20 protein-coding genes are annotated in these 26,135 nt (G+C 33.6%); 15 read left to right on the top strand and 5 right to left on the bottom strand.

Annotated features, from left to right (window positions below):
• Positions 1 to 70: 70 nt before the first annotated feature.
• Positions 71 to 676, bottom strand: a complete 606-nt coding sequence (locus B0A78_RS04085; RefSeq protein WP_065212864.1) for a superoxide dismutase — start codon at positions 674 to 676, stop codon at positions 71 to 73.
• A 176-nt stretch (positions 677 to 852) separates the two neighbouring features.
• Here B0A78_RS04085 and B0A78_RS04080 point away from each other — a divergent pair, with 176 nt between their 5' ends.
• The 4 genes from B0A78_RS04080 to B0A78_RS04065 all read left to right on the top strand — a co-directional run bounded on the left by B0A78_RS04080 (position 853) and on the right by B0A78_RS04065 (position 9,535).
• Complete coding sequence (locus B0A78_RS04080) at positions 853 to 4,011, top strand: UvrD-helicase domain-containing protein (protein WP_097609411.1); 3,159 nt, start codon at positions 853 to 855, stop codon at positions 4,009 to 4,011.
• A 78-nt stretch (positions 4,012 to 4,089) separates the two neighbouring features.
• Positions 4,090 to 5,283 carry a glycine C-acetyltransferase gene (kbl, locus tag B0A78_RS04075; RefSeq protein WP_014165904.1) on the top strand — a complete coding sequence of 398 codons (1,194 nt, stop codon included), beginning with the start codon at positions 4,090 to 4,092 and terminating at the stop codon, positions 5,281 to 5,283.
• 105 nt (positions 5,284 to 5,388) lie between these two features.
• A complete protein-coding gene (locus B0A78_RS04070; RefSeq protein ID WP_097609410.1) occupies positions 5,389 to 6,714 on the top strand; it encodes an OmpA family protein in 1,326 nt (441 codons plus the stop codon).
• Positions 6,715 to 6,775: 61 nt separating this feature from the next.
• Positions 6,776 to 9,535, top strand: a complete 2,760-nt coding sequence (locus B0A78_RS04065; RefSeq protein WP_065212867.1) for a PD-(D/E)XK nuclease family protein — start codon at positions 6,776 to 6,778, stop codon at positions 9,533 to 9,535.
• Here the strand turns inward: B0A78_RS04065 and B0A78_RS04060 are convergent.
• The 4 genes from B0A78_RS04060 to B0A78_RS04045 all read right to left on the bottom strand — a co-directional run bounded on the left by B0A78_RS04060 (position 9,532) and on the right by B0A78_RS04045 (position 13,589).
• On the bottom strand, positions 9,532 to 10,314 hold the full coding sequence (locus tag B0A78_RS04060; protein WP_014165907.1) for an alpha/beta fold hydrolase: 783 nt from the start codon (positions 10,312 to 10,314) through the stop codon (positions 9,532 to 9,534). The two genes, B0A78_RS04065 and B0A78_RS04060, sit on opposite strands and share 4 nt — an antisense overlap.
• Before the next feature lie 36 nt (positions 10,315 to 10,350).
• Positions 10,351 to 11,418: a DUF2891 domain-containing protein gene (locus B0A78_RS04055; protein ID WP_097609409.1), complete on the bottom strand. Its 1,068-nt coding sequence runs from the start codon at positions 11,416 to 11,418 to the stop codon at positions 10,351 to 10,353.
• Between the two features lie 197 nt (positions 11,419 to 11,615).
• Positions 11,616 to 12,908: an aminopeptidase P family protein gene (locus B0A78_RS04050; protein ID WP_065212869.1), complete on the bottom strand. Its 1,293-nt coding sequence runs from the start codon at positions 12,906 to 12,908 to the stop codon at positions 11,616 to 11,618.
• Between the two features lie 108 nt (positions 12,909 to 13,016).
• Positions 13,017 to 13,589 (bottom strand): Crp/Fnr family transcriptional regulator, encoded by a 573-nt coding sequence (locus B0A78_RS04045; RefSeq protein WP_014165910.1) that lies wholly within the window; start codon positions 13,587 to 13,589, stop codon positions 13,017 to 13,019.
• An 87-nt stretch (positions 13,590 to 13,676) separates the two neighbouring features.
• On the opposite strand from B0A78_RS04045, the gene B0A78_RS04040 reads away from it, so the two are divergent.
• From B0A78_RS04040 to B0A78_RS03990, 11 genes are all read left to right on the top strand, one after another.
• A complete protein-coding gene (locus B0A78_RS04040) occupies positions 13,677 to 16,340 on the top strand; it encodes a WD40/YVTN/BNR-like repeat-containing protein (protein ID WP_186808985.1) in 2,664 nt (887 codons plus the stop codon).
• Positions 16,341 to 16,495: 155 nt separating this feature from the next.
• Positions 16,496 to 17,326 carry a succinate dehydrogenase cytochrome b subunit gene (locus B0A78_RS04035; protein WP_014165912.1) on the top strand — a complete coding sequence of 277 codons (831 nt, stop codon included), beginning with the start codon at positions 16,496 to 16,498 and terminating at the stop codon, positions 17,324 to 17,326.
• Positions 17,327 to 17,345: 19 nt separating this feature from the next.
• A complete protein-coding gene (locus B0A78_RS04030; RefSeq protein ID WP_014165913.1) occupies positions 17,346 to 19,355 on the top strand; it encodes a fumarate reductase/succinate dehydrogenase flavoprotein subunit in 2,010 nt (669 codons plus the stop codon).
• Positions 19,356 to 19,448: 93 nt separating this feature from the next.
• Positions 19,449 to 20,210 (top strand): succinate dehydrogenase/fumarate reductase iron-sulfur subunit, encoded by a 762-nt coding sequence (locus B0A78_RS04025; RefSeq protein ID WP_014165914.1) that lies wholly within the window; start codon positions 19,449 to 19,451, stop codon positions 20,208 to 20,210.
• A 90-nt stretch (positions 20,211 to 20,300) separates the two neighbouring features.
• Positions 20,301 to 20,813 carry a thioredoxin family protein gene (locus B0A78_RS04020; RefSeq protein WP_097609408.1) on the top strand — a complete coding sequence of 171 codons (513 nt, stop codon included), beginning with the start codon at positions 20,301 to 20,303 and terminating at the stop codon, positions 20,811 to 20,813.
• Between the two features lie 24 nt (positions 20,814 to 20,837).
• Complete coding sequence (locus B0A78_RS04015) at positions 20,838 to 21,551, top strand: hypothetical protein (protein WP_097609407.1); 714 nt, start codon at positions 20,838 to 20,840, stop codon at positions 21,549 to 21,551.
• An 18-nt stretch (positions 21,552 to 21,569) separates the two neighbouring features.
• The gene (locus tag B0A78_RS04010; protein WP_123907263.1) at positions 21,570 to 22,268 is read left to right on the top strand and encodes a hypothetical protein; all 699 of its coding nucleotides are present in this window, start codon (positions 21,570 to 21,572) and stop codon (positions 22,266 to 22,268) included.
• Between the two features lie 10 nt (positions 22,269 to 22,278).
• Positions 22,279 to 22,851 (top strand): hypothetical protein, encoded by a 573-nt coding sequence (locus B0A78_RS04005; RefSeq protein WP_123906731.1) that lies wholly within the window; start codon positions 22,279 to 22,281, stop codon positions 22,849 to 22,851.
• A 13-nt stretch (positions 22,852 to 22,864) separates the two neighbouring features.
• Positions 22,865 to 24,028 carry a YfaP family protein gene (locus B0A78_RS04000; protein ID WP_097609405.1) on the top strand — a complete coding sequence of 388 codons (1,164 nt, stop codon included), beginning with the start codon at positions 22,865 to 22,867 and terminating at the stop codon, positions 24,026 to 24,028.
• Positions 23,991 to 25,142, top strand: a complete 1,152-nt coding sequence (locus B0A78_RS03995; RefSeq protein WP_097609404.1) for a polysaccharide deacetylase family protein — start codon at positions 23,991 to 23,993, stop codon at positions 25,140 to 25,142. The genes B0A78_RS04000 and B0A78_RS03995 overlap by 38 nt, the downstream gene beginning before the upstream one ends.
• Positions 25,143 to 25,151: 9 nt before the next feature.
• Positions 25,152 to 25,919, top strand: coding sequence for an amidohydrolase (locus tag B0A78_RS03990; RefSeq protein ID WP_169859089.1), 768 nt, complete (start codon positions 25,152 to 25,154; stop codon positions 25,917 to 25,919).
• The last annotated feature ends 216 nt before the right edge of the window (positions 25,920 to 26,135 follow it).

The following is a 26,135-nucleotide window of genomic DNA, read 5'->3' as shown; positions in this document are numbered from 1 at the left end:
GCCTTGTTCGAGCCTCTCTTTTGTGGGAAAGACAAGAATTTTTGGTTTTCGGACACCCTTTTTGTTTTATTTATTTTGCTTCGTTATAACGTTTGGTTACTTCTGCCCAATTAATTACATTAAAAAAAGCTTCCATATAATCAGGACGACGGTTTTGATAGTTTAGGTAATAAGCATGTTCCCACACGTCCATTCCTAAGATTGGTGTGCCGCCACAACCTATACCTGGCATTAATGTATTGTCTTGGTTAGCTGTTGCACAAACCTCTAATTTGCCTTCTTTTACACATAACCAAGCCCATCCTGAGCCGAATTGTGTAGCACCCGCTTTTGTAAAAGCCTCTTTAAATGCACCAAAACTTCCAAAAGCTGAATCAATGGCTTCTGCTAATTCGCCTGTAGGCTCTCCACCACCATTTGGAGACATCACAGTCCAGAATAAGTTGTGATTGTAAAAACCACCTCCATTATTACGAATGGCAGCTTTTGTCATATCTAAATTTTTCAGAATTTCTTCTATTGACTTACCTTCTAATTCAGTGCCAGCAATAGCTGCATTTAAATTAGTGGTGTAAGCATTATGGTGTTTTGTATGGTGGATTTCCATAGTTCTCGCATCAATATGAGGTTCTAACGCATCGTATGCGTAAGGTAATTGCGGTAATTCAAATGCCATAATATTATTGTTTTAAATAAATTAATAAATGTGAATTCAAAATTAATCAATTAACTTTGGATAAGGAAATAGTTAGTGATTATTTCTCTAAAAATGTTATTTAACTATTTGTTTTTTATCGCTTTATATATTTGTAAAATTAGAATATAAAAAGTATTCTTTGTAATTTTTTTTTAATGACTAAACAAAATTCCGCTTTCACCATTTATAACGCATCAGCAGGAGCAGGTAAAACGTATACCTTGGTTAAAGAATATTTGAAAATCATTTTATTATCATCTAAAGAAGATGCGTATCGAAATATTTTAGCCATCACTTTTACCAATAAAGCGGTTCATGAAATGAAAAGCAGAATTGTAAATAGCCTTTTTGATTTTACCAGTGATAATCCAGCTCCTAAAACACTTGATCTGATGCAAGACATTGCTATTGATACAGGATTAAGTCTGAATCAAATTACAACAAAAGCACAGACAATTATTAAAAACCTAATTCATAATTATGCCGCTTTTGATATTTCAACGATTGACAAGTTTACACATAAAGTAATCCGTTCGTTTGCAATTGATTTGAATTTACCCATGACTTTTGAGGTTTCTTTAGATACAGATAATTTACTTCAAGAAGCCGTAGACGCCATAGTAGCGCAAGCAGGTAATGATCCAGAATTAACTAAGTTGTTAGTTGATTTTACAATGGAAAAGACAGATGATGATAAATCTTGGGATGTGTCCAATGAAATTTTTAATACAGGAAAATTAATTACTAATGAAAACAGTCGAGAAGAAATAGCTCTACTAAAAGACAAATCTATTCAAGACTTTGTAGTGCTAAGAAATCGTTTGTTAGAACAATGTGAACGGATTCTTCAAGAAACAAGGAGTCAAGCAGCTTTATTGTTAGAATGGATTGAAAACAAAGGAATTGATTTAAAATCATTTTCAGCAGGACATTTTCCAAAACACATACAAGGAATTGCAGAAGGAAAATTTAATCCAAGTAATAAAACCTATCATGAATTTGATGATATAAAAATTAATAAAGCAGCTAAAGATAAAACACTTATAGAATCTTGTATTCCTGAATTATTAAAAGTTTTAGAAGGTATTTATAATCAATTTCAAAAGAAAGATCTATATGATGCTTTTCTAAAAAATATTACTCCCTTATCTTTATTAAATACGGTTAGTAATCAATTAAAAAGTATACAAGAAGACCAACAAATCTTGTCAATTGCAGAATTTAATAAACTAATTAATGAACAAATTCAGAACCAACCTGCACCCTTTATATACGAACGTTTGGGAGAAAAATACAAACATTTTTTTATAGACGAGTTTCAAGATACATCTGAAATGCAATGGCAAAATCTAATTCCTTTGATAGATAACGCTCTTTCAAGTGAAGATTTGCAAGGGGTACGAGGATCGTTACTTCTAGTGGGCGATCCCAAGCAGTCTATTTATCGTTGGAGAGGCGGAAAAGCAGAACAGTTTATCAGTTTAGCCCATCAAACCAATCCTTTTAGTAATAAAGACAAAAGGGTGGTAGATTTAGATACCAATTATAGAAGTTGCGAAAACATAATTTACTTTAATAACGCCTTTTTTAAACATTTATCTTCCAAGTTTGAGGAAGATTCTTATAAAGACTTATATGAAAACAAAAGTTTTCAGAAAACTAAAAATAAAAAAGGAGGTTTTGTAAGTATTCATTTTTTACCTAAAGCAACAGATATAAACTTAGACGATGAGGAAGAAATCTCGCAAGATGATTTGTATCTAAAGAAGACTTGGCAAACTATTTTAGAAATTCAACAAAAAGGATACTCTTATAATGAAATAGTTATTTTGGTTAGAAGTAACAATAAAGGTGTTTTGTTAGCTAATTATTTAACCAAACAAGATATACCTGTTATTTCTTCAGAAAGTTTATTACTCGAAACAGCTTCGGAAGTACAGTTTTTGTTAAATATGCTTCGTTATCTTACCAATACAAAAGATCGAGAAGCATTAGCCTTAGCATTGTATTACTTAGCTACAGAATTTAATACAGTATTGCCTATCCATGATTTTATAGCAGAAGGAATAAAGAAATTAGATGAGGAAATATTACAAAAATGGTTAGTAGATTTTCAAATAACAATTGATTTTAAAAATATACGCCGCAAATCGTTATACGAATTAGTTGAACACATTATTTTAAACGGCATTCCTGCAAAAAAAAACAATGCTTATGTACAGTATTTCCTAGATATTGTATTAGAAAAAGATGTAAAAAATCAATTTTCAATACCTGATTTTCTACATTATTGGGAAAAAAATGGGCACAAGTTAAGTGTACCCACATCAGAAGGAGCTAATGCAATCCGGATTATGACAATACATAAATCAAAAGGATTGGAATTTCCAGTCGTTATTTTTCCTTTTGCGGATGAAAATTACAGTCGGAACAAACGAGAAAAAATGTGGCTAGATGCGCCAGAAGAAACAAAAGAAGTAGAAAAGTTCTTGATAGATAAATCTAGCAAAGTTACAAACTATGGTTCCGAAGCTTCTGAGGCATATCAACAAAAATTGCAAGAAGATTTGTTAGATAATATCAACGTCCTTTATGTGGCCTTAACCAGAGCTGAAGAGCAATTATATATTATATCTTCATGGAAAGAACGAAACAAACAAGGGAATTTACCCAATACTTTAGCTTCCTTTTTTATAGAATATGTTGAAAGTCAAAAAGAATTTGATAAAGAAAAACAATCATACAACTTTGGAAATCCAGAACGAGTATCTATGGCACATTCTATAACCCATTCAGTAGAAGTTATTCCACCTGTAACAACCACAATTAATACAGATGCTATTAAGATTGCTCAACGGGAAGCCATGATGTGGGGAAGTAAACAGCTAGAAGCTATAGAGTTTGGTAATACTTTGCATGAAATATTATCGTACATAAAAACAAAAAATGATATAGAACTTGCCCTAATTAAAGCCGTTGAAAATGGTTTGATCATTAAATCACAAGAAGATCAAATAAAAACGACTTTGAAAGAAATAATAGAACATCCCGAATTAGCAGTTTTTTTTGCTCAAGATGTTGTGGTGTATAATGAAAAAGCAATTCTAAAAAAAGGCGAGTCAAATCATATCCCCGATAGAATAGTTATAAATAAAAACAAAGCTTTTTTGCTGGATTATAAAACAGGTACACCTCATCCAAAATATATTCAACAACTTCTGGATTATGAAAAAGCATTAAGTGAAATGGGATATCAAATCGAAAAAAAATCACTGGTTTATGTTGGTGAAAAGGTGGAAGTGGTAAATTTGTAGCTTAAAAAAGAAAGTTGAAGATTTTTTTGTAACCAAAATACATCTCAGCATTGTACTTAAAACTTTGAACTTAAAAATATGTACGGAAAGATTAAAGATTTTTTAAAAGAAGAATTAGCAAGCATAGAAGCTAATGGATTGTATAAAAAAGAAAGAATTATTACCTCACCACAAGGAGCAGAAATAACCGTAAATGGTAAAACAGTTCTTAATTTCTGTGCTAATAATTATTTAGGATTGTCGTCACATCCTGAAGTTGTACAAGCAGCTAAAGACGCATTAGATACACATGGATTTGGTATGTCATCTGTTCGTTTTATTTGTGGAACACAAGATATTCATAAAGATTTAGAAGCTGCTATTGCTAAATTTTACGGGACAGAAGATACTATTTTATACGCAGCAGCATTTGATGCAAATGGGGGTGTTTTTGAACCTTTATTAAGTGAACAAGATTGTATTATATCAGATAGTTTAAACCACGCCTCTATTATTGATGGAGTTCGTTTGTGTAAAGCTGCTCGTTATCGTTATGAAAATAACAATATGGCGGATTTAGAGCAACAGTTAAAAAAAGCAAATGAAGCAGGTCATAGATTTAAACTAATCGTAACAGATGGTGTTTTTTCTATGGACGGATTGGTAGCCCCTTTAGATAAAATTTGTGATTTAGCAGAGCAGTACGATGCAATGGTAATGGTAGACGAGTGTCATGCGGCAGGTTTTATAGGGCAAACAGGTAAAGGTACTTTAGAAGCTAAAGGCGTAATGGGGCGCGTAGATATTATTACGGGAACTCTAGGGAAAGCCTTAGGCGGTGCAATGGGAGGTTATACAACCGCTAAAAAAGAAATTATCGAAATTTTACGTCAGCGTTCAAGACCTTATTTGTTTTCAAATTCATTGTCTCCAGCCATTGTGGGAGCTTCTTTAAAAGTTTTTGAATTGTTAGAAAAAGATACTTCATTACGTGATCAATTAGAATGGAATACTAATTATTTCAAAGAAGGAATGAAAAAAGCAGGATTTGATATTATAGACGGAGATTCTGCAATAGTACCTGTTATGTTATATGATGCTAAATTATCACAAACTATGGCGGATAAATTATTAGAAGAAGGTATTTATGTCATAGGTTTTTTCTATCCAGTAGTGCCTAAAGATAAAGCACGTATTAGAGTGCAGCTATCAGCTGGACACACAAAAGAACACTTGGATAAGGCAATAGAAGCTTTTGTTAAAATAGGTAAAGAATTAAAAATAATACTGTAGAAAAATTACTAAAGCGTGTATTTTTTTTGAAATAGATTTTGTAATTAGGTACCTATCTATTACATTTGCTGACAATAACGTATTGTAATCAAATAAAAATTTAGTATGAAACATGTTAACAAACTTTTTGTTTCTATGATGATGATTGCTGGTCTAGGTGCTAATGCACAGAGCAGTGATAATCCATGGGCGATATCATTCGGTGTGAATTCTGTAGACACTAGAACGAGTGCTGGACCAGAGGGAGCTTTTGATTCTAAGGAAGGATTCTTAGATAAATTTGCTGGTTTTAGACATTTTGACAGAGACCAAAATATTATTCCATCTGTTTCTTATTTATCTGTTACTAGAAACGTGGGAGGAAACTGGTCGTTTGGAGTAATCGGATCTGTTAACAAAATCACCAAGTTTGACTATGTTGATAGAAACCAATCTATACAAGTTGCTAATCCAGACGTGATGTATTACGGAATTGATGGTAAAATTGGTTATAGCTTCAAAAACCTAATTGGAGTAAAATGGTTTGACCCATCTTTACACTTAGGTGGTGGATACACTTTCTTTGGAAAAGCATCTGGAGGAAATGCAAATGCTGGAGCAGGATTAACTTTTTGGTTAACTGAGCAGGTAGGTCTTTCTTTCAGCACTACATACAAAAAATCTTTTGCTGATAGAGTTGATGTTCCTTCAGTATTCCAAAATATGGCAGGTTTAACTTTCCAATTTGGAGGTAAAGATACAGACAATGACGGTATCTATGATAAATATGATGCTTGTCCAGATGTAGCTGGTTTAAAAGAATTAAATGGTTGTCCTGATGGTGATGGTGATGGTATCGCTGATAAAGACGATGCTTGTCCAGAAGTTAAAGGGTTAGCTAACTTACAAGGTTGTCCTGATGCTGATGGTGATGGTGTAGCTGATAACAAAGACAAATGTCCTAACCAAGCAGGTCCTAGAGATAACGCAGGTTGTCCTTGGCCAGATACTGATGGTGACTCAGTTTTAGATAAAGACGATAAATGTCCATCAGTTAAAGGTACTGTAGCTAACAATGGTTGTCCAGAAGTAAGCGAAGAAGTTGTTAAAAAATTAAATGACTACGCTAAAACAATCTTATTCGATACAGGTAAAGCTAGTTTCCAACAACAAACATTACCAGTTTTAGAAGCTATGTCAGCTATCTTAAACGAGTACCCAAGCTCTAAATTCTCTATCGAAGGGCATACAGATAACGTAGGTAAAAAAGATAAAAACTTACAATTATCTAAAGAAAGAGCAGCAGCTGTTAAATCTTACTTAGAATCTAAAGGTATTGCAGTTGATCGTTTAACTTCAGAAGGTTATGGTGATACTAAACCAGTAGCTCCTAACACTACTAAAGCTAACAAAGCTTTAAACAGAAGAGTTGAAGTAAAATTAGTAAAATAATTTCTTTATAATATTCTTTAAAAACGCCTCAATTTTCGAGGCGTTTTTTTATTTTTAGCACATGATTACTTTTCTTGATAAGCTGACTCTTTTCCTTTTTAATAATCACTCAAATGATTTAGAAAACATTGTAATAGTTTTACCTAATAAAAGGGCAAGAGTTTTTTTATTAGATAAGATAAAACAATATTTTTCCCAATATGCATTTGCACCCACTATTATAAGTATTGAAGAATTTATACAAGACTTAGCGGGAATTCGTCCTTTAGATAACATAGAGTTGCTATTTGCTTTTTATGATGTTTATCTTGAAATAACCCCAATAGATGAACGACAAGATTTTGAACAGTTTTCTAATTGGGCCAAAATCCTATTGCAAGATTTTAACGAAATTGATCGTTATTTGATTAAACCCAATTATGTGTTTTCTTATTTAAAAGAAATAGAAGTTTTAAAACGTTGGAATTTAGAACCCAATCAAAAAACAGAATTAATTCATAAACAAATTTTATTTTGGGACAAAGTCCCAAATTATTATCAAAAATATTATGAATCGCTCCTTTCTAAAGGGGTTGGTTATCAAGGATTAATTTATAAAGAAGCCGTTGAAAACTTAGAGTTTTTTGCGCAACAATTAAAAGCTCAAAAACTAATTTTCGCAGGATTTAACGCACTTAATCAGGCAGAAGAAAAAATAATTCAACATTTGGTGGCTATTGATAAAGCTGAAATCCTTTGGGATATAGATCGTGTTTTTTTAAACGATCCACATCACGATGCGGGTCTCTTCATTCGTAAATTTAAAATGCAATGGGGACATTATAAAAACAATCCTTTGGATTGGATTATAGATGAGTTTTCACAAGAAAAAAAAATAGAAATCATCGGTTCATCAAAATCAATTGGGCAGTCTAAAATTGTATCTAATATTATTCAAAATATAGTAAGTACAGATCCTAATTCACTTAATAAAGTAGCTTTGGTTTTAGGAGATGAAAATTTATTAGTTCCTACCTTGCATTCATTACCTGAAGAAGTTTCCAGTTTAAATATTACAATGGGATATTCTGCTCGGAATAACCCAATACAAATTTTATTGAACAAACTTTTTAAAATGCACACTAATGCCATTCAACGAAATGCTACGAGTTATGTATTTTATTACAAAGATATACTAGATGTTTTATCAAATCCTATTATTGAGAGTTTTGTAAAAGCAAAAGATTTAATCCAGATAATAAAAAAGAATAATCTTACTTTTATTACTCAAGAACGTTTACTCTCTCTTCATACTAACCCATCCGATTTGTTTAATTTATTATTTGAAAGGTGGGACGAAAAGCCATTGGTTGTTGCTCAACGATTAGGTTTTATACTATTACATATAAAACAATGTCTTTCTGATAATACACAAGAAGATAAAATTGCCAAGACATTCTTATATGCCATCTATAAAGTCATTAATAAACTGATTTCCTATTGTGAAAAAAATGATTTTGTACAGTCGTCAGCTGCATTATACTCTATTTATAAACAAATAATTGATTTAGCAGAAGTTTCTTTTGAAGGAGAACCTTTGTCGGGTTTACAAATAATGGGAGTATTAGAAAGCCGTGTTTTAGATTTTGAAACAGTTATCATTACTTCTATGAATGAAGGAAAATTTCCTGCTGGTAAATCTACCAATAGCTTTATTCCGTTCGATGTAAAGCGAGAAATAGGATTGCCTACCTTTAAAGAAAAAGATGCCATTTATACCTATCACTTTTACCATTTGATCCTGCGTGCTAAAAACATTTTTTTAATCTATAATACAGAAAATGAGGGTTTAGATGGAGGTGAAAAAAGCCGATTTATAACCCAATTGCAGGTTGAAAAACAACCCAATCATCAGTTGGTTTTTAAAACCATGCAACCCGAAATTCCAACTATTGCTTATCAACCCATGAGAATTGAAAAATCAGAAGCAGTAATGCAACGATTATATGAAATTGCTTCCAACAAAGGTTTTTCACCATCTGCTTTAACCGCTTATATACGAAATCCTATTCAATTTTATTTTCAACGTATCTTGTCAATCCGAGAAAGTGAAGAGGTAGAAGAAAATATAGCACTCAATACTTTAGGAACTATTATTCATCAGACTTTAGAGGAATTGTATAAACCTTATTTAGATAAATACCTGACAGAAGAAAGCATACAACAAATGTTAATTTCTGTTGATGATGAGGTTTACAAACAATTTAAAGCAGTTTATAAAGAAGGGGAAGTACAAAAAGGGAAAAACCTATTAGCCTATGAAGTAGCCAAACGAAATGTTTCCAATTTTCTCAAACAAGAAAAAAAAAATGTACAGGAAGGAGATACAATAAAGGTTCTAAAATTAGAAACCACTTTGATGGTTGAAATTGAAGATCCACGTTTACCTTATATCGTTAAATTATCAGGAAATGTAGACCGAATAGAGGTTCGAAATAATGCGGTAAGGATTATTGATTATAAAACAGGAAAAGTTGAAGCAAATGGGCTTAAAATTACTTTATGGGATGGTTTGACAACTGATTTGAAAAATGAAAAAATTATTCAATTGCTTTGTTATGCCTTAATGTATCAAAAGGAATTAAATGAATTTCCATTGGAAGTAGGAATTATATCATTTAAAAATATGAAAGCAGGTTTTATGCCTTTTGGATTTAAGGTAGAAAAAGAAATTAAAACCCAGATTACGACAGAAATTCTAGAAAGTTTTAAAACAGAATTAATTCAACTGATTTTAGCGATTTTGAATCCTGAAATAGCTTTTGAAGAAACTGTGGTTTAACATTTTTTAAAAAAGTCTATTAAGAGAGGACCTAATACCTCTTTATTTTCAATATGACTCATGTGTCCATCGGGCAGAGAAACTAATTCAGTTGAAGTATCTTCTAATTGTTTAATGTTTTCATTGTAATTAAGAATGCCATCTTTTTTTCCCAAAATGAGTAACGTAGGATAGAATGCGGTTTGTAAAATCTTGACACGATTTTTTCTTATTTTCATTCCCTCCTGACAAGCAATATAACCTTGTAGAGGAGTTTTAAGTGCTTCCGATTTTACTCGGTTTATTTCATCACTAAGTTGTTCTCTGTTTTCCGTACTAAACAAATTTGCTACAGAAATTTGTACTAAAGAATTGTATTCTCTCTGTGCCATTTTGATAGCTCTGTTACGATTTATTTTGCGCTCGTGATCATCCGCATAAGCTGTAGCGTTTAATAAGACCAAACCACTCATCATTTCAGGGTATTTTTCTGCAAAAGCTAAAGAAACATATCCTCCCATAGAATGTCCTACAAGAGTTGCTTTTTTTATACTTAAATTAGATAAAATAGCAAACACCACTTCTGCCATATCTTCCATGGTGTGAATATACCCTATACATTCAGTTTTTCCGTGACCTAATAAATCAATACAAACCACTTGATATTCCTTAGAGAACTCGTCTTTGTAAAAATCCCACATCGTTGAATTTTCTAAAAAACCATGAAGTAAAACTATAGCTGAACCGTTTCCGTGACTGGAATAAGCAATTTTTGTATTTTTGTAAGTAATGAAATTCATGTTACAAAAGTAGCAAAGTAGTCGTTATAATTCCACTTACTCTATAGAAAGAGCGTAAATAGCAAAAGAAGCCAGCCAATGTTCGCCGCCATATCCACCATCAAAAATAACTTTTAAAGATGTATTGATGAATTGGTTAGCGGTTGTGTTTAACCTCAGCTTTAGTTTGTTATTATCGGGTAATTTTTTGGCAATTTTTTTCATATTCCATGCACGACTGAAAGACAATCCGTCAAGATGTACTATTTGGTAATCGTTTCTATCACTCACAGTAGGAGATTGGCATAGTCTTTCGATCCCCTGTTTTGTTAAGTACTTTGTTAGCCAAGTTTGATATTCTTTAGTAGAAAGTATTCTGGTCATTAAGTCAGCAGCTTGTAAGCTTGGTGAAAAAAAATCAGAACCATCCGGTTCTAAATGTGATGGGATTTGAACATTCTTTAAATAAAAATCATTACTTTTTTTAATGATTAAATTTAAAAAAGCATGTTCCTTGTTGTGATGAGCCCAATCATAAGCAAAACATAACCCAAAAGCTGTATTAGGGTGTACTCCTGTACGATTAGGGTAGGTTTGTTTGGGTAAATATTCTTTCCAAAGGGTTACTATTTTTTGAGTAAGCGGTTGTAATTCCTGATGCCATTTTTGTCCCAAATCGTTATTCCAAGTGCTTAATTCTAAATCTAATTTTAAAAGCCAAGCCCAACCATACGTTCTTTCAAATCCTTTTGAAGCAGTATATTTTCCAAAATATTCAGATTCTATTTGAATTTTATCTTTTTGAAAAGAATGATTTAAAATGTTTATTATTTCATTTTTGTTTTCAATGGACGGAAAATCTTTTAAAAGTTTGACCAACATCCAATGACCATGTACGCTACTGTGCCAATCCAAACAACCATAAAAGGAAGGATGTAAATCTTTCGGTAATAAAAGAGCGTCTTTCTCAGAATCTGAAAGATGATTGGTTTTGTTTGGAAATTGAGTGTTGATGCAATGCAATGGCATTTTACTTAGCTTTAAAGCTAGATCTTGCGTTAATTTTTCTTGAGAATGTAAAGAAAAAGAGACTAAGAATATAAGTAAAATTCCAAGATATTTCATTTCTGTTGCTTTTTTATTTTGGTAAATATATAAAAAAGGGGTGTCTAAAAAGCGTAACTTAACATCTAGTTTGTCACTTCTACGATCGGATCGTACTATGTGATTCGTCTGTTCACTTCGTTCAAGCCTCTCTTTGCAAATACAAGATGACAAGATTGCGTTCTTTTAGGACACCTCCCTTTTTTCTTATTTAAAAATTAAGCGTTCATCAAACTCTCAATTTCATCCGCTTCAATAGGAATGTTTTTCATTAAATTAAATGGTTCACCAGATGGTTGAATAACTACATCATCCTCTAAACGAATACCAAAACCTTCCGCTGGAATATAAATACCTGGTTCAACAGTAAATACCATATTTGCCTGCATAGGTTCATGTAACAAACCATAATCATGTGTGTCTAGCCCCATGTGGTGTGAGGTGCCGTGCATAAAATATTTTTTATAAGCGGGCCAATCTGGATTTTCGTTCTGAACATCCGCTTTATCTAATAAGCCTAAGCCTAATAGTTCAGAAGTCATTATTTTACCAACCTCTATATGATACTCTTTCCATAAAGCACCTGGAACCAATAATTTAGTGGCTTCGTTTTTTACTTTTAAAACAGCATTATAAACAGCTTTTTGTCTTTCAGTAAAACGACCATTTACAGGAATAGTACGTGACAAGTCAGATGAATAATTAGCATATTCAGCCCCTACATCTAACAATAATAAATCGCCATCTTTACAAACTTGGTTGTTTTCTATATAATGCAATACATTAGCGTTAGCACCTGAAGCTATGATTGGTGTATAAGCAAAACCCTTAGAACGGTTTCGTAAGAACTCGTGAGCAAATTCTGCCTCAATTTCATATTCTGTTACGCCAGGTTTTACAAAACCTAGTATACGACGAACTCCTTTTTCTGTAATATTACATGCAGTTTGTATTAATTCTAATTCAATAGAATCTTTTATAGAACGTAATCTTTGTAGAATAGGATTTGATTTTTCAACTTTATGCGCTGGATATTCGTTTTTCCACCATTTGATAAAGCGGTCTTCACGAGTTTCTGTTTCAACACTTGCCCGATAGTGCTCGTTCGTGTTAATGTACATTGTATCCGCATACATCATCACCTCTTTCAATACCTTATGGAAATCTTGTAACCAGTATACAGATTTGATCCCTGAAATTTCAAAAGCACGGTCCTTGGTTAATTTTTCTCCTTCCCAGATGGCAATATGCTCATTGGTTTCTCTTAAAAATAAAATCTCTCTTAAATGTTCATAAGGGGCATCAGGAAATAATACTAGAATACTTTCTTCTTGATCAACACCCGATAAAAAAAGAATATCACGGTGTTGTGCAAATGGTAAAGTACTATCAGCACTCACAGGATAGATGTCATTAGAATTAAATACAGCTACTCCGTTTGATTTCATCTGAGCCATAAAGTTTTTACGATTTTTGATGTACAGCTCTCGGTTTATTGGTAAGTATTTCATTGGTATATTTTTTAGATAACCAAAAGTACTCAAACGGATTTTATTTATAAGTAGCCAAATGGCGTAATTTTTAATTTGAATATTAGTTATGAGCTCTAGTATTTGTTACTACCGCTGCAAACTATTCTTTCTTATTCTACTCATGTGCCTGTTTGAAATTCCTAAAAAAGAGGACAAGTAATGTAAAGGAACTTCATTTAATAATTTAGGTTCGTTTTCTAAAAGTTTTTTATATCGTTCTTCAGGACTTAAAGCCAATAAATCAATGCGATAATCATCAATTAAACAACTTTGTCTTTCGATTAGGTCATAATAAAATTGATTAAAAACAGGATTTTCCTCTTTCAGTTTCATAAAATCCTCTAAAGATATCACCAATAGTTCTGTGTTTACAAGTGCTTTGATGTGCTTTCGAGAAGGACTTTGGGTTAAAAAACTCTTTAGCGAAGCTGTAAAAGTATTTTTTAGAGATAAATAAGTTGTTTTTTCTTCATGATCTATTTCTATAGCATGTTGTAAGATTCCAGAAGTAATAAAACAAAAAAAGCGACAGATTTCGTTTTGTTCCACAAAAAACGTATTCTTTTTTAAGTACAGTGGTTTGAAATGACTTTGAAATTGTTTTATAACATCTGAAAAGTCAATATCGTTTGTAGTAAGTAGTTTATTAGTTTGAACCATAGACTGTAAAAGTTAAACTTCTCCAAGTTGTAAATTTATAAAGGTTTATTGTATTATTTTTATAGAAATCTTAAATCAATTGCATAAATGAAATTCTATACTCCCTTATTTTTGTTTATATCAACTGTTTTTTACACACAAACAAATAGTGACGAAGTTCATAAATCATGGAAACAAAAACAAGAATTAGAAAAAACTTCTTGGTTTAAATCGCTTATTTTTAAAAATATAGGTCCTACTATTATGAGCGGTCGTGTGGTGGATCTTGCCGTTAATCCTCAAAACCCAACGGAGTTTTATGTGGCTTATGCTTCAGGAGGACTTTGGTATACAAATAATAATGGAAACTCATTTGAGCCTGTTTTAGATACTGCTCCAACACAAAATTGTGGAGCAGTATCAGTTGATTGGAAATCAGGAACAATCTGGTTAGGTACTGGGGAAGCTAATTCATCTCGTTCTTCTTATGTAGGAATAGGCTTGTTAAAATCTAAAGACAAAGGTAAAACTTGGGAAAATGTAGGATTAAAAGAATCACATCATATCAGTAAGATTCTTATAAATCCAGATAATTCAGATGAAATTATAGTAGGAGTTATTGGTCATTTATATACTAAAAATAATGAAAGAGGTGTTTTTAAAACCCTCGATGGAGGCAAAACATGGAAGCAAGCATTATTTGCAAATGATGAATCAGGTGTTATTGATGTTACTTATGCGCCTAATGACTTTTCCATTCAATACGCTTCCGTCTGGCAACGTGATAGAAAAGCGTGGCACTTTTCGGGTAGTGGCATCTCCTCTGGAATCTACAAAAGCACGGATGGAGGCACCACTTGGCATTGTGTGACTAATGGAGATAACGGCTTTCCCCATAATGAAGGGATAGGACGTATTGGTCTAGCTTCTTACAATGAAAATGTTATATACGCTATTTTAGATAATCAAAACAAACGACCTAGTGTACAAAAAATAAATTCAAAAGACCCTAATCAAACCTTGTTAGAAACAGAGGTAATAGGAGCTGAAGTGTATAAAACAGAAGATGGTGGAAAAACCTGGAAAAAAACGAATGAAAAATATATAGATGATTTATTTTATACCTACGGTTATTATTTTGCAAATATTGCCGTAGATAAAAAAAATCCAAATCGTATTTTTACAGGAGGTGTTCCCATAGTATTATCGGAAGACGGAGGAAAGACATTTAGATCCATACAAGGAGATAATGTACATGCAGATCATCATGCAATTTGGATAAATCCTAATAATTCCAATCATATCATTAATGGAAATGATGGAGGTGTAAATATTTCATACGATGCAGGGAAAAATTGGTTGAAGTGTAATAATCAAGCAGTAGGTCAATTTTATACTGTAAATGTAGACGAACAAGAACCTTATAATGTATATGGAGGATTACAAGATAATGGCGTTTGGGTTGGACCTAATGATTATAAACATTCTTTAGATTGGCAACAAGAAGGGATATATCCGTATCAGTTTTTGTCAGGAGGCGATGGAATGCAAGTCCAGATTGATAATAGAAACCCTAATATCATCATTACAGGTTCTCAATTTGGATATTACCAAAGAATTGATAGAGCTAAAAACAAATCAGTAAGCATAACACCTAAACCCAATAAAGAAGAAAAACCTTATCGTTTTAATTGGCAAACCCCTATTTTATTATCTTCTCATAATCAAGATATATTATATATGGGCTCTAATTTCTTACATCGTTCAATGAATCAAGGTGATACATGGGAAATTGTTTCGCCCGATTTAACAAAAAAAGCTAAAGAAGGAAACATAACTTTTGGTACTATTACCACTATATCCGAAAGTAAATTACAATTTGGATTGCTGTATACAGGTAGTGATGACGGTTTAATACATATATCAAAAGACGGAGGAGCCAGTTGGCGTAAAATATCCAACTCTTTACCCCAAAATTTTTGGGTATCCAGAATAGTAGCATCAATTCATACTAAAGAAAGAGTATATGCTACCTTAAATGGATATAGAAACGATGTTTTTACAACCATGATTTATATTTCAGATGATTATGGACAAACTTGGAAACCTATCGCATCTAATATGCCAAATAGTCCAGTAAATGTTATTGTAGAAGATTATAAAAATGAAAATATTCTGTACGTAGGAACAGATAATGGTTTATATATTACCTTAGATAGAGGTTTAGTCTGGCAAGATTTTACATCAGGTATGCCAAAAGTTGCTATACATGACCTAGTTTTACAAAAAAAATCAAATGATTTAATTGTAGGTACACACGGACGTTCACTTTACAAAGTAAATGTAGAAAAAGTACAACAAATAAATGACCAAACACATACGAAAAATATTATACTCTACCCAACAAAACCAATCGTTAGAAATGAAGACTGGGGAAGTGCTTGGAGTAATTGGGAAAAGACATTTGAACCTAAAACAGAATTTTGGTTTTATTCAAATAAAACGAGAAAAGTCAAATTAAAACTAAAAAACAGCGTTAATCAAATTGTTTTTTTAAAAGAAATTGAAGCAATGCCAGGATTGAACAAAGTAGATCATAATTTTCAATTGCCAGAATCCATAGTTGAAAAATGGAAGAAAAAAGATCCAAATATAAAAATCGAAAAAGCAAAAAATAATCAATTTTATTTACCCATATCTAAGTATCAATTAGTCTTAGAATCACAGGAAATAAGAGAAGAAACTGTTATAGAAATTGTAGCTTCTAAATAATTCAGCGTTTTTGGATATATTGTTATAAATCCTTTGTTTTTTTAAGAAGTTCCTTTTTATATTCATTATAAATAACATTTGCTAGGTTGTATTTACCCCTAAATTCCTTTATTTTTGCTTGATTTTTTATAAAACTATACAATCAATCTAATACTATGGCAAAATCTGCACTTCTAAAGTCATCTATTGCAAAAAAATACTGGATGGCTCTTACAGGTTTATTTTTATGCTTGTTTTTGGCTGGTCATTTAGCGGGTAACTTACAGTTAATCTTTGGCGATGCGTTACAGTTTAATCAGTATGCGTTATTTATGACTACCAATCCAGCGGTAAAATTACTTTCTTATGTAACTTATTTTTCAATCCTATTCCATGCGGTGGATGGGATTATGTTAACCATTCAAAACAAAAAAGCACGTCCTGTAGCTTATGCAATGAGCAGTCCTCAAAACAGTAGTTCATTGGCATCAAGAAATATGGCAGTTTTAGGAACCTTGATATTGGTTTTTATCATTACGCACATGGCTAATTTTTGGGCTAAAATGCACTTTTCACAAATGCCATTACAAACGATTACTGTTGAACAAATGGGGCAAAAAGCAGACTACATCATTGGTACACAAGCAGGTCAGTTTTTCCCAGCGGACAAGATGTTGTTAGAGCAACAAGGGATGGAAATCAAAAATGGGAAAGATATTTACAACAAAATGGCAAACATCAAAGTAGGTGAAGGCTACAAAGATTTACACAAAATCACGATTGAGTTCTTCAAAAACCCTTCTTTTGGTTTGATTGCTACTATTTTATATGTGTTAGCTATGGCTGTATTGGCTTTCCACTTATTACATGGATTCCAAAGTGCTTTCCAATCGTTAGGAGTTAACAACGGATTCACGCCAGCTATCAAAACATTCGGAAAATTATTTGCAATCATCGTTCCATTATTGTTTGCTATCATTCCGGTTTATATTCACTTTGTTAAATAATCAGCTTACTATATAAGATATGAAGTTAGATTCTAAAATACCTGAAGGTCACATTTCTCAGAAATGGACAAATCATAAAAATAATTTAAAATTAGTTGCTCCAAACAACCGTCCAAAAATCGATGTTATCGTTGTTGGTACAGGTTTAGCAGGTGCTTCGGCTGCTGCTTCTTTAGGAGAAATGGGATATAATGTAAAAGCATTTTGTTTCCAAGATTCACCACGTCGTGCGCACTCTATTGCAGCACAAGGAGGGGTAAATGCAGCTAAAAACTACCAAAATGACGGTGACTCAGTATACCGTTTATTTTACGATACAATCAAAGGGGGTGACTACCGTGCTCGTGAGGCTAACGTACACCGTTTAGCTGAGGTTTCAGGTAATATCATCGACCAATGTGTGGCACAAGGGGTTCCTTTTGCTCGCGAATACGGAGGTATGTTAGACAACCGTTCCTTTGGGGGTACGCAAGTACAACGTACATTCTATGCGGCGGGTCAAACAGGACAGCAATTATTATTAGGGGCTTATTCTGCTTTATCTCGTCAAATTGGTTTAGGACGTGTAAAAATGTACAACCGTCACGAGATGTTAGAATTAGTGAAAGTTGATGGTAAAGCTCGTGGTATCATTGCTCGTAACTTAATTACAGGTGAAATTGAAAGACATTCAGCGCATGCCGTAATCATTGCATCTGGTGGATATGGAAACGTATATTTCTTATCAACTAACGCAATGGGAAGTAACGTAACGGCAGCGTGGAAAATCCACAAACAAGGGGCTTATTTTGCAAATCCTTGTTATGTGCAAATTCACCCAACTTGTATTCCAGTTCACGGAACCAATCAATCAAAGTTAACCTTAATGTCGGAATCATTACGTAACTCAGGTCGTATTTGGGTTCCAAAGAAAAAAGAAGATGCAGAAGCAATTCGTGAAGGGAAATTAAAACCCGTTCAAATTGCTGAAGAAGATAGAGATTATTTCTTAGAAAGAAGATACCCAGCGTTTGGTAACTTAGTACCGCGTGACGTAGCTTCTCGTGCAGCAAAAGAGCGTTGTGATGCTGGTTTTGGTATTGAAGCTAACGACACGAATGAAGGGGTTTACTTAGATTTTGCTTCTGAGGTAATCGCAAAAGGTAAGCAAGCGGCTTATGCTAAAGGAAATCACAATCCTTCGCAAGAGGAAATTGTTGCTTTAGGAAAAGCTTGGTTAGAAGAAAAATATGGTAACTTATTTACCATGTACCAAAAAATTACGGATGAAAATCCTTATGAAACCCCAATGAAAATTTACCCAGCAGTACACTATACTATGGGTGGTGTATGGGTTGATTATAACTTACAATCTACTATTCCAGGATGTTTCGTAGCGGGTGAAGCCAACTTCTCTGACCACGGAGCCAACCGTTTAGGAGCATCCGCTTTAATGCAAGGGTTAGCAGATGGTTATTTCGTATTACCTTATACAGTTTCTAACTATTTAGCAGATGAAATTCGTACAGGGGCAATTTCTACTGATTTACCTGAATTCGTTGAAGCAGAGAAAAACGTTAGAGACCAAATTAATGCGTTCTTAAACAATAATGGTTCTAAATCGGTTGATTACTTCCATAAAAAACTAGGACTTATTATGTGGAATAAAGTAGGTATGGGGCGTAACGCTCAAGGCTTAACGGAAGCCATTGCTGAAATTGATGCCTTACGAAAAGAGTTTTATGCTGATGTGTATGTTCCTGGTGCTGCTGATGAAATGAATACGGAGTTAGAAAAAGTATTACGTGTAGCTGACTTTATGGAATTAGGTCAATTAATGGCAATGGATGCGTTACAACGTAAAGAATCGTGTGGAGGTCACTTCCGTGAAGAGTATCAAGATGCTGAAGGAGAAACCTTACGTGATGATGAAAACTTCGCATTCGTAGGCGCATGGGAATACCAAGGGGCAGACATTAATAAATCGGTATTGCATAAAGAGGAGTTGAAATACGAATACATTAAAATTGCAGCTCGTAATTATAAGTAGTAAATAGTAAAAAGTAAATAGTGAAAAGTAAATAGAAGTTTAGATTGCGCTAATCACTTTTTACTAGTCACTAATCACTTAAAAAATAAAATTATGGCATCAAAGAAAACCATCAATATAAAATTAAAAGTTTGGCGTCAGAAAAAAGCTTCTGACAAAGGACAAATGGTAGATTATTCGCTAAACAATGTATCTACTGATAGTTCATTCTTAGAAATGATGGACCAATTAAACGAGCAATTAATCGCTGAAAAGAAAGAACCTATTGCTTTTGACCACGATTGTCGCGAAGGAATTTGCGGGATGTGTTCTATGTTTATCAATGGTCGTGCGCACGGACCTGATACAGGAATTACGACGTGTCAGTTACACATGCGTATGTTTAACGACGGTGATACAATTTATGTAGAGCCATGGAGAAGTAAAGCTTTCCCTGTAATCAAAGACTTAGTAGTAGACAGAACAGCTTTCGATCGTATTCAACAAGCGGGTGGATTTGTTTCTGTAAACACTTCTGGTAATACGATTGATGCAAATGCAATTCCTGTGCCTAAAGTAGATGCTGACAAAGCTTTCGAAGCAGCGGCATGTATTGGTTGTGGTGCTTGTGTGGCTACTTGTAAAAATGGTTCTGCCATGTTATTCGTAGGAGCAAAAGTTTCTCAATATGCCTTGTTACCACAAGGAAAGGTAGAAGCTACACAGCGTGTAATGAATATGGTGCGCCAAATGGATGAAGAAGGATTCGGTAACTGTACAAATACAGGAGCTTGTGAAATCGAATGTCCAAAAGGTATTTCATTAGAAAATATCGCTCGTATGAATAGTGAATACTTAAAAGCGAGTTTGAAATAATCGCTTTAACATAAGTTTATAACCCTTTCGGTCTATCTTGACTGAAAGGGTTTTCTTTTTTTAGTATATTCACGTAAAATTTTTTTATAAATGAAAAAGTTAATCTTGTGCTTGCTTTTAATAGGTCAAGCTAACTTCGCTCAAACCACCGATGAAAAAGCAGAAGCTAAAAAGAAAGTCGAACAGGAAAAAGCGGTTTTAGCCAAACCGTATCATGAAGAGGAAGATGCCTCACTTAAAGTAAAAGAATTGCTGGCTGTTGCCCAAAAAGAACACAAGAAAGTCTTAATTCAAGTAGGAGGAAACTGGTGTATTTGGTGTTTGCGATTGAATGATTTTATCAATAAAAATGAGGCATTGAAACAACTGGTTGATGCCAATTATTTGTATTATCATTTGAATTGGTCTCCTAAGAATAAAAACGAAAAGTTCTTTAGTCAATATGAGGGCAATCCTGGAGAAAAACACGGTTACCCCGTTTTTATGATTTTAGAGGCTTCAGGTAAATTGGTCAAGGTGCAAGAAACAGGTTCTTTAGAAGAAGGAAAGGGCTATAGCTTTGAAAAAGTAAAGACATTTTTAGCATCAAATGCTTCTAATTAAGCTCACTAAAAACTAAACTAATATATGCAATTTCTAAAAAATGTTTTCGTAACCTTGTTGATTGTTTGTTTGTACAGTTGCAAGGACAACACAGTTGCATTACAAAAAGAACCACAAGAGCAATCCTCCAAGATAAATAAAACGCAAGCTTCTAAGTTATTTTCAGATGTTTTTGAATTTGTTAGTTATAATGATGAAGGTGATTATCATCTGATAAATTTCAGAAAGGAGGCTAAAATATACAGTTTTATCAATGATACTAACGACGATAGAACATTACTTCGAGGAGATAAAGTAGAAGTGCATTGGAAAATAGACACTATTTATATTGCAGGAGATGGTGAAACACCTGAGCAGGCGGAGTGGTTGGTTTCCTTTAAGAAAATAAAGGAAGGAAAACTGTCTCAATTTCGTAAAACTTACAAAAAAGAGTTCAAATACCATTGGTTTAATGAAAACGAATATTCCGAAGGATATTTGAAACAACTATATAACTGGGTCGAATATTATGTGGCTAATTCTGATGATGGATTATTAAAAGCACATCTCGAAGCAGGAGATGCGTTAGAGTATTCCATTGAACAGCAAGTACGTGAAGGCAAAACCTATACGCTTATAGGTTTAGGTACTTCTTTTGAAGGTAGAACAACTAAAATTAAATGGTTGTATTATGATGCTGAAAAAGACGATTTGTACGCTTACGATTTAGGCAATGATGTTTTAGTGCTATTTCCGTAAACTTTAACTAATTAAACGATGAAACTAACTATATTCAGTATTTCTATGCTTTGTTTTTTGCTAGGAAGCTGTAAAAACGATAAACCCATTGCAGAGGTTGCTAAGCCTCAACCTAAAGTAGCTAAAGAAAACCCTAATCCTCCGCAAATTCAAAATGCTATTCAAGAGTATATTCCCGAGGGTTTTGAAATTCAGTACGAATGTGATGGCGATTTGAATCAAGATGGGTTAAAAGATTATGCTTATGTGCTTAGAAATATAGAAGACGATACTATGGCTAGAAAGACCTTAGTGTTTTTGGGTGATAAGGAAAAAGGAAGGCAGTTGTTCCAGCAGTCAGAACAAGTCTTTCCTGTTGAATATAGTGGTGAAGGATATAAAATTTATGACTCCGAAACCATATCTATAGTGGAAAATCAGTTGATGATGGAGCTTTCGGGACTGGGGCCTTCGGGTACGACCACTATTATTTTTCAATTTGAAAATGGAGGATTATTTCTTAAGTCGTTGGAAAGTTTTCATGCAGGTGCTGGAGGGCAAACCATCGCTAATTATGAGGTGATGACTGGTAAGATTGAAATGACGCAAGTAAATACCATGAAAGAGGATATGCCCTCAGAAACTGAAGTGAAAAATTTTGCCCCTTTGAAACTAGCTTTTGAGAAAGTAAATCCTATGGAACTTTTTGACCAACAAATTCTTAAATTTGGGTTCTAAAAAACAAACAATGAAAAAACTATTTTTACTGGCTACCCTCTGGATTACGAATTCCTTTCAGGCACAAGTAACCACTGTAGTTAGTGCTTTTACACAAAATCTGACCAAGAATGACCTTCCTTTTCAAGGCGACCGAAAAATGTTTGCTACAGGAATCAATGATACCCGAACCGAGAATGTTTTGGTAGTTTCTAAAAACAAATCTGGCGCTGCGAACGACGAACTTTTTATCGAAAAATTCACCAAAACTCCAGATGGCTATACCAAATCTTTTTCTACCGTATTTACACACCCCGTAAATAAATCCTTGGCTTTTGTTAATAATAGGATGATGTATAGCGATGCCGATAGGGATGGTAATGCCGAAATGTTATTGGTAGTTGACGAAAATGAGGCAGGACCTGAAAGTCCATTGCAAAAAGTTTGGGGCGTACTTGTTTACAAGAATGTGGTTTACAAATTTTGGGTGACCGCCGAAGATAATTTTACTGAAACAAAATACGATGCTGATTTTGAAACTTTACCTGAAAAGATAAAAAAGGATTTTTTAGCATTTTGGGAAAAATTAGACAAAGCAAATTAAACAGTTAAAAATCATGAAAAATATTTTAAGTATTGCTCTATTTTTTATCGTTCAAACATTCTTAGCACAAAATACTAATGAAATTCTTGTATTGAGTGCCGTGGTAAAAGATAAAGTGATTCCGAATGCTCAAGTTATCTTTCAAAAAAATGGAGAAACCTCATTAACACGTATGACCAATTCCGCTGGAAAAGTGATGATTCCAGAGGAATTTCGAAATACCAATGACTTAACCCTTATTATTAAAAAAGAAGGGTATTCCACCTTGGTTTCTAAATGTCCTTGCGGAGGTTTAACCTATGCCATCAGTCCGTTTATGACCGAATTAGATGGAATGCGTATCGTGTTAAGTTGGGGACAACGACCGTTGGATATTGATTCGCACTTGTCTTATCAAGGAGGATACGTGTGTTATTACCAAATGGATGCGGTGAATGCAAAATTAGACGTGGACGACACAGACAGTTTTGGACCGGAAACCATCACTATTTCTAAAAAATTACAAGGTAAAAAGTATGTGTATGCGGTGCATAATTTTTCTGATAAGGATAATCCAAATAATGCAAATTTGGCCAACATCAGTAGAGCAAAAGTATATGTGTACATTGGAAATACTTTAATCAAAACCTATACGCCACAAGCAGGTAAAGTAGGAACCGTTTGGATTCCTTTTATCATTGATGAAAATGGAAACTTAGTGGATATTAATGATTACAGAGATGCTTCGTCTTGGGAAGGTGTACGTTCAATACTACGTGAATACCGCCCTTCAGAACAGCAAACAATGGTTTCTGCCAGTGATGTTGCAACTGCAAAGCAAATTAATAAAAGAGGGGAAGAACAATACCACGCTGGTAATTATGAAACCGCAATAGGTTTTTATCAAGATGCTATTGAATTAAATCCTACAGAAGGATTGTTTTACGGGAATTTAGGATTGGTATTTCAAAAATCAGGGAGAGAAGCGGAGGCTTTATGGGCCAATCGTAAAGCCATTGCCTTAGCTAATGGTACTACGGCAAATACGGTGAAAGCAGGTTCTTATTATAACATTGCTCGTATTTATGAAGCAAAAAATCATTTCCAGGAAGCATTAGAAAATTATCAATTGGCCAAACAACATAAACAAAATCCAGTGTATGACAAAGCGATTAGCAGAGTACAACAACGTTTATAAGCTTGCTAAAACAATAGTTATTGGATTCTTGTTGCTGACGAATTTTTGTTTGGCAAGTAACGGACCCGATAAAATTGCAAAAATAGATAGGACTTTATGGCCCTATCCTATCCATAGTGCACATAATTTTGATGTGGCATCCAAGTGCGAAATGATAGCTTTTTCAAAAGCATTTAAAGCTTATGAAGGACTTAATGAAGCCGAATTGCAACAAAAACTTGATTTGAAAAAAGTATCGGTGACTTCCGTTCGGGAATGGGAAACAAAAACAAAACAAATCATTCTAGCTAATTTTAAGTCGTTAACGAAAGCTTCGCTTCAAGATTTGATTGCAATAAATGAAATCAATACATGGGAAGATGTTGCTAAAATGCATCCAGAAGTAAAAATGCCTTCTGCTTTGAAAGCGTGGTATCAAGCCAGTTTGGATTTTTATGATAAATATCTGTATGAGCAATGTCGTTTAGCCTCTTTGTACCCTAGAATTACGAGTGAAATAGGATTGATGGCAAAAAATGAAATCAATGGTTTTAATTTGCCTGCAAAGCAATTCTTATTAACCTTTGATGATGGGCCAACGGTAAAAAATGGGAATACGGATAAGATGGTTAAAGTCCTAAATGAGCAACATCAAAAAGGTGTTTTCTTTGTTCTTGGTGACGCCTTACAAAAACGAATGCAGACGGATAAACAAATTCAAAATTTATATCAAGGTCATTTGTTGGCATCGCATGGAAAAACACATGTTTCACACCAGAGATTAGCAGAATGGAAAACTTCACTTACTTATACGAGTGATTTAATTCAACAATTGACCGATTCTGATAAACCCGTATATTTTCGTCCGCCGTATGGTCAAAGAACAGAAGAATTAGCTAAAAGTTTGGGAGCTACGCAGTCTAAAGTGGTTTTGTGGAATATCGATTCGCAAGATTGGAATGCACATATCACCGCTAGGGAAGTGGCTGACAGACAAATAAGTTTGATGTTATTGTGGCGAAGAGGGATTTTGCTTTTCCACGATGTTCATGAAAAAGCACAAACAGCAGTACCGTATATTCTGAATTATTTTAAAGGTTCAGGAATACAATGGATGCAACCTAATGAAATTTAAGAGATGCAAATGAAAATTGCCTTAATACAATCTGATTTGGTTTGGGAAAATCCTCAAGCCAATCGAAATTATTTAGAAGAAAAAATCAATGCTATTCAAGAAGCTACTGATTTAATCGTGTTGCCAGAAATGTTTACCACGGGTTTTACTATGAATCCTTCCGCGGTTGCCGAAACCATGACGGGTGCGACCGTGCAATGGATGCAAACACTAGCTATACAAAATGCCTGTGCGATTACAGGAAGCGTGGTGATTGAAGAAGAAGGGAATTACTACAACCGTATGCTTTTTGTACATCCTGACGGGAGTATGCAGTATTACAACAAGCGTCACTTGTTTACTTTGGCAAAAGAAGAAGCCGTTTTTACTGCGGGTAAAGAAAAAGTAATTGTAGAATACAAAGACTGGAAAATCTGTCTCCAAATTTGTTACGATTTACGTTTTCCAGTATTCGCACGTAATGTCGAAAACTATGATGTACTCATTTATGTAGCCAGTTGGCCGAAACCAAGAGTACAAGCTTGGGATATTTTATTGCGCGCCCGTGCGGTAGAAAATCTTTCGTATGTGATAGGCGTTAATCGTATAGGTACTGATGGCAGTCAACTGGAATACGTAGGACATTCGCAAGTGGTAGATTATCTTGGAAATTATATAGTTGAACCTTTTGAAACTTCTGATGTGCAATTAGTAACCCTCAATAAAGAAGCACTTTTGGAAACAAGAAGTCGTTTGAATTTTCTGAATGATAAGGATTCTTTTTGTCTTATTTTTTAAAAGAGTATATAATTAGATAAAGATTTTTGGAAGACTTCATCGTTTGAAACTTTAGTAATAAATGGTATTTGTAATTTTACTTTTTGTATAATTTTTATTAATTGATTTTAAGCCCAGATTATATATTATAAATTTAGTGTAGATAAAGATAACTTTCAATCTAAAAAAGTACTCCATTTTTTGTGTTCAATACAGTATAACGATAGCTGTGATAAA

This window comes from Flavobacterium columnare NBRC 100251 = ATCC 23463 (assembly GCF_002530675.1).
In the GTDB taxonomy this organism is placed as follows: Bacteria; Bacteroidota; Bacteroidia; order Flavobacteriales; family Flavobacteriaceae; genus Flavobacterium; species Flavobacterium columnare.
Note: the sequence above shows the minus strand (reverse complement) of the source record. Positions and strands in the feature narration are given on the sequence as shown.

What these genes read in the sequence shown, in the direction of transcription:
- B0A78_RS04015 (WP_097609407.1), top strand. Translation starts at nt 20,838, where the DNA reads ATGCAATTTCTAAAAAATGTTTTCGTAACCTTGTTGATTGTTTGTTTG.
- B0A78_RS04070 (WP_097609410.1), top strand. Translation starts at nt 5,389, where the DNA reads ATGAAACATGTTAACAAACTTTTTGTTTCTATGATGATGATTGCTGGT.
- B0A78_RS04010 (WP_123907263.1), top strand. Translation starts at nt 21,570, where the DNA reads ATGAAACTAACTATATTCAGTATTTCTATGCTTTGTTTTTTGCTAGGA.
- B0A78_RS04055 (WP_097609409.1), bottom strand. Translation starts at nt 11,418, where the DNA reads ATGAAATATCTTGGAATTTTACTTATATTCTTAGTCTCTTTTTCTTTA.
- B0A78_RS04080 (WP_097609411.1), top strand. Translation starts at nt 853, where the DNA reads ATGACTAAACAAAATTCCGCTTTCACCATTTATAACGCATCAGCAGGA.
- B0A78_RS04045 (WP_014165910.1), bottom strand. Translation starts at nt 13,589, where the DNA reads ATGGTTCAAACTAATAAACTACTTACTACAAACGATATTGACTTTTCA.
- B0A78_RS04035 (WP_014165912.1), top strand. Translation starts at nt 16,496, where the DNA reads ATGGCAAAATCTGCACTTCTAAAGTCATCTATTGCAAAAAAATACTGG.
- B0A78_RS04060 (WP_014165907.1), bottom strand. Translation starts at nt 10,314, where the DNA reads ATGAATTTCATTACTTACAAAAATACAAAAATTGCTTATTCCAGTCAC.
- B0A78_RS03990 (WP_169859089.1), top strand. Translation starts at nt 25,152, where the DNA reads ATGAAAATTGCCTTAATACAATCTGATTTGGTTTGGGAAAATCCTCAA.
- B0A78_RS04005 (WP_123906731.1), top strand. Translation starts at nt 22,279, where the DNA reads ATGAAAAAACTATTTTTACTGGCTACCCTCTGGATTACGAATTCCTTT.
- B0A78_RS04050 (WP_065212869.1), bottom strand. Translation starts at nt 12,908, where the DNA reads ATGAAATACTTACCAATAAACCGAGAGCTGTACATCAAAAATCGTAAA.
- B0A78_RS04020 (WP_097609408.1), top strand. Translation starts at nt 20,301, where the DNA reads ATGAAAAAGTTAATCTTGTGCTTGCTTTTAATAGGTCAAGCTAACTTC.
- B0A78_RS04030 (WP_014165913.1), top strand. Translation starts at nt 17,346, where the DNA reads ATGAAGTTAGATTCTAAAATACCTGAAGGTCACATTTCTCAGAAATGG.
- B0A78_RS03995 (WP_097609404.1), top strand. Translation starts at nt 23,991, where the DNA reads ATGACAAAGCGATTAGCAGAGTACAACAACGTTTATAAGCTTGCTAAA.
- B0A78_RS04000 (WP_097609405.1), top strand. Translation starts at nt 22,865, where the DNA reads ATGAAAAATATTTTAAGTATTGCTCTATTTTTTATCGTTCAAACATTC.
- B0A78_RS04040 (WP_186808985.1), top strand. Translation starts at nt 13,677, where the DNA reads ATGAAATTCTATACTCCCTTATTTTTGTTTATATCAACTGTTTTTTAC.
- B0A78_RS04085 (WP_065212864.1), bottom strand. Translation starts at nt 676, where the DNA reads ATGGCATTTGAATTACCGCAATTACCTTACGCATACGATGCGTTAGAA.
- B0A78_RS04025 (WP_014165914.1), top strand. Translation starts at nt 19,449, where the DNA reads ATGGCATCAAAGAAAACCATCAATATAAAATTAAAAGTTTGGCGTCAG.
- B0A78_RS04065 (WP_065212867.1), top strand. Translation starts at nt 6,776, where the DNA reads ATGATTACTTTTCTTGATAAGCTGACTCTTTTCCTTTTTAATAATCAC.
- kbl (WP_014165904.1), top strand. Translation starts at nt 4,090, where the DNA reads ATGTACGGAAAGATTAAAGATTTTTTAAAAGAAGAATTAGCAAGCATA.